The organism is Legionella tunisiensis (assembly GCF_000308315.1).
In the GTDB taxonomy this organism is placed as follows: domain Bacteria; phylum Pseudomonadota; class Gammaproteobacteria; order Legionellales; family Legionellaceae; genus Tatlockia; species Tatlockia tunisiensis.
On sequence record NZ_CALJ01000011.1, the window covers coordinates 1 to 3667 of the forward strand.

Consider the following 3667-nt stretch of genomic DNA (forward strand, 5'->3'; position numbering starts at 1 on the left):
AAAGAGCTTCGATTCCCACGAAGCTTTTCAGGTCCCACTTCACTGATATAAGTTATCAATTTCACATTGTCTAAAACATCATGTACTTTAAAGTTTTCTAAGGGAATTTTAGCACCGATTGTTTGATACGGATGGGACATAGTTTCATCTCTTGTGTAGCTTTTACCTGACCGACCATATTCAAAAAAGAAGGATCAAGAACCTTATCCATATATTGGTTATCGAATCGAGTTTCCTCCAGCCATAAAGACTCTTCAAGTTTTTTAGTTCATTATAAAGTTTATCGTTAATGAGATTTACGCTGCGAGGTTTTCTATTAATCCAATCAGTAACTTTTCTGGCAACATCTTCTATAGAAAAATTTGTGGTTTCCAGCAATTCAATGCTGGCCTTATCATCCCAACTTTCCAACTGATCCCAGCTGCTAAAATCTAAACCATCCCAACAATTTTCTTTCAACACATGTTGCGTCCATTTGGGATCTTGATGGTGCATTCGTAGCCATGCAGACCAGTTAAGCATATTTTGATCTGCGCCATAAGTGCTACGTTTTTTCAGCCGTTGAATCCTCTGAAAATCACTAACATCCAAAAGACAGAAATTAACTTTATCTATCTGATTAGCTGAAGGGCATGCTAGTATTTCCCCTAAAACAATCTGACCAAGCAAACAGGCATCTTTGCCTTCATTTAATAATTTTTGAAGCCACTTTGCAGTTGATTCCTGCCGCCATTTTTTGTCAGCGCCTTCCGGCACTCCAATATCATCAAAATCGTATACTTTGATTTTATCACCTAAAATATTTTGTAGCTCATTCATGATGGCAGTTTTGCCGCTGCCGCTTGCGCCACCAATGAAATATAATTTAGTCATCTGTATCCTTCGTTATCTATATCGATTTGCTAGCGATAAAGTGTAATAATTCAAAATTTTCTTAGAAATAGCTGGGTCCGCCTGCCAGATAGTGTGATAGGTTTTTCCTATGAGACTTTGCTCTTTCATCTTGCACCATTAATACATATGAAGTTATTCCGCCATTGCGTCTGCAATAGTCTATATTTCACCTGAGTAGCATTAAATCGCTCAAAATTTTTGATATGTTCCATACCTAACTTATCAAGAAGGCGACATGATTTTAAATTTGCTTTTTGAGTAATCGCAATAATTTCATCAATTTTAATAATGTTAAAGCCATTATCAATGCTTGCAAATACAGCTTCACTGGCAAATCCTTGTCCCCAAAATTGAGGAAAGAACATATAGGAAATTTCTATTCCATCCTCAGAATGGTGTAATCCACACAAACCAGCCACTTGATTGGAGTTTTTTCATATACAGTCCATAGACCAAATTGATGCAATTCCCAATGGTTATCTACCTCAGCTATTTTTTGCTCAATTAGATCCTCAGAAACAATGCCACCAAGAAATTCTCGAACTTTTTTATTGCGCCAGAGAGTACCTAAAGTAAAACTATCCTCTTTAATCGGACGACGAAGGAATAAGTGAATTGTTTCAATCTCATTCATCTGTAGTAGATGCATTTTCTTTCCGAAATAATCCCGCCATAGTAACACATGATAATAACCCACCATTACCAAAAGAGCGTATTACAGTAAAAACTTAAACAGTGCTGGGTGCCTACCAGGCATCATAGGTGATTCACGGGTACCAATTTTCTCGCAGCCCATTGTTTCATAAAATCCTTCCGCAAAAGGATCGCTCCAAACTATAAATTCTTTCTTACCAAGCCTATTAATGGTCTCCAACAGGCAAAGCCATAATTTTTTCCGAATCCTTTACCAATAAAATCTGGATGAACAAAAAATTATCCAGCTCAAGATAATTTTTACTATCTGCACTGAGACTATAAAACCCTACCAGAGTTTGTTTTCCAGTAGCCTGCTTATCATATAATAGTTTTGTTATTCCTTTATCAAAAGAAGCTGGCGTCACTTGAAAATGGCTCATAAATTTATTCATAAATTCATCGTCGTAGGCCCAATAGGACTTAGATTTGCGCATTAATTCATTAATAGCCTTAATATCAGATTTTTTGGCACTAACTAATCCAGAGTCCACTGAGAGCCTCCATTGATTCTCTATCAAATATAATATTTACGGAAATAGTATCAAAGATTGAAGATTGAACCATCGCTAAATGATATTCTTCTGCATCACTGAGGATTTATCAAGATTGACGCATAAATTTCCAATCACTAACAATCCATTACAATAAAGCCTCAAACCATCTGCCCTAATACGCTTCATGGGATACTAATAATCCCATTTTTAAAATATCATTGTTTTTAACACTCGAATTATTATCTACTGAGAATTTAATATTACTCATTTGAAGATCTAAACGTAATTATCTTTATAGGGTCTTTCTCATTAAATACACCTTGTGCCCAAGAAAACAATTATGTTCTGTTATTGATATAATTGAAAATCCCGCTTTTTCATAAAAATCTTTGGCTTGAAAATCTGCTGTTTCAATAGTGATGACTTCGCAATTCGCATTTTTGGCGTATGCTGCTAAAGTGTTCATTAACTTAAGACCAATCCCATGTTTTCGGTACTCCTCATCAACCCAAATGCAATCGACATAACAATTGGTCAGAGTGATGTCCCCATTACAACCACCAATTACTTTAGAACCGTCATCTGATTTAATATAAATGGTGTAAGGCAAGTGGCTGTATTTCCCAATTTTAGACTCATTATAAGCTTTTAACTTTTCAGAAAGCATTTCAGTTATTTCTGGGTTATTCGCTTCCTCCAGATAGATGGCGCATTCACCATAATTCGATACAGTTGAAGTTGGAGTAGCCATGGTTATTTACCTTTTATTCTTTCATCGCCAAAATGACTTGATTTCCAGGCTGATCAAATTTATCGCTAATTATTTTAAAACCAGCAGATTTTACGATTTCGCTATTAATGGGAGCAGGATTGCCGCTATGGTAAAAGCGTTCACCAAACATTTCAGATTCAATAGTATGTTCATCGATTATGGTCAAGTCGGTGCCTTCAGGTTCTATACTAGTATCTGCAAAGGTGATTAATAGTATACCATTAGGTTTTAATAAAAAATGAAGTTTTTTTAATACTTCTGGATGTTGATTTGCATGGATATGAAATATAGTAAACCAGCAAATAATGGCATCAAAGATAATGGTTGTTGAGAATGAGAAGATGTCAGCAACAAAAAGTTTATCTTTCGGAATAATGTTTTTTGCATACTCAATTTGGTTTGCTGAAATATCAATTCCATGCACATCAAACCTTTTAGAAAGGAGATATGCTGCAATAGGTTTACCAGAACCACACCCAACATCTAAAATAGAGGCGCCTTTTTCCAGATGTGAGATAGCCTCATCAATAGATTCTTGTTCTATATACCATTCCCGTTTTTCATTCCAAACATCGGCTATATTGTCATAACCCTTTTTTATCTTATCGCCAAATTCATTGGTCATTTAAAGAAATCCTTATATAATTCTCTATTGTAGTACAGGGAGAGAGACATGCTTGGCATTATAAGCTGTTTTGTTCCTTAATCTAGCAAGAAAGGCTGGAATTAAGGCCATTATTTTTAAATCGATGAAAACGATTGAGATCTTAATTTGAGCCAACCTAATGATTAAAATCACCAACATTATTTT

General features: G+C 35.3%; 6 protein-coding genes. All 6 read right to left on the reverse strand.

Annotation, left to right across the window (positions count from 1 at the left end; all coding sequences use genetic code 11):
- Positions 1 to 180 precede the first annotated feature (180 nt).
- Positions 181 to 873, reverse strand: coding sequence for a DEAD/DEAH box helicase family protein (locus tag BN58_RS00795; protein ID WP_019215213.1), 693 nt, complete (start codon positions 871 to 873; stop codon positions 181 to 183).
- 125 nt (positions 874 to 998) lie between these two features.
- Positions 999 to 1313, reverse strand: coding sequence for a GNAT family N-acetyltransferase (locus BN58_RS20865; protein ID WP_083852068.1), 315 nt, complete (start codon positions 1311 to 1313; stop codon positions 999 to 1001).
- Entirely contained in the window at positions 1271 to 1528 is a 258-nt protein-coding gene (locus BN58_RS00805) for a GNAT family N-acetyltransferase (RefSeq protein WP_019215215.1), read from the reverse strand. Before BN58_RS00805 ends, BN58_RS20865 begins: the two co-directional genes overlap by 43 nt.
- A 226-nt stretch (positions 1529 to 1754) precedes the next feature.
- Positions 1755 to 2108, reverse strand: coding sequence for a hypothetical protein (locus tag BN58_RS00815; protein WP_156812290.1), 354 nt, complete (start codon positions 2106 to 2108; stop codon positions 1755 to 1757).
- A gap of 268 nt (positions 2109 to 2376) precedes the next feature.
- The gene (locus BN58_RS00820) at positions 2377 to 2835 is read right to left on the reverse strand and encodes a GNAT family N-acetyltransferase (protein ID WP_019215218.1); all 459 of its coding nucleotides are present in this window, start codon (positions 2833 to 2835) and stop codon (positions 2377 to 2379) included.
- Between the two features lie 13 nt (positions 2836 to 2848).
- Entirely contained in the window at positions 2849 to 3481 is a 633-nt protein-coding gene (locus tag BN58_RS20870) for a class I SAM-dependent methyltransferase (RefSeq protein WP_019215219.1), read from the reverse strand.
- Between the last annotated feature and the right edge of the window lie 186 nt (positions 3482 to 3667).

Excerpts from the sequence above, each read along its gene's own strand:
- BN58_RS00805 (WP_019215215.1), bottom strand. The coding sequence starts at position 1,528 with ATGAATGAGATTGAAACAATTCACTTATTCCTTCGTCGTCCGATTAAA.
- BN58_RS00795 (WP_019215213.1), bottom strand. The coding sequence starts at position 873 with ATGACTAAATTATATTTCATTGGTGGCGCAAGCGGCAGCGGCAAAACT.
- BN58_RS20870 (WP_019215219.1), bottom strand. The coding sequence starts at position 3,481 with ATGACCAATGAATTTGGCGATAAGATAAAAAAGGGTTATGACAATATA.
- BN58_RS00820 (WP_019215218.1), bottom strand. The coding sequence starts at position 2,835 with ATGGCTACTCCAACTTCAACTGTATCGAATTATGGTGAATGCGCCATC.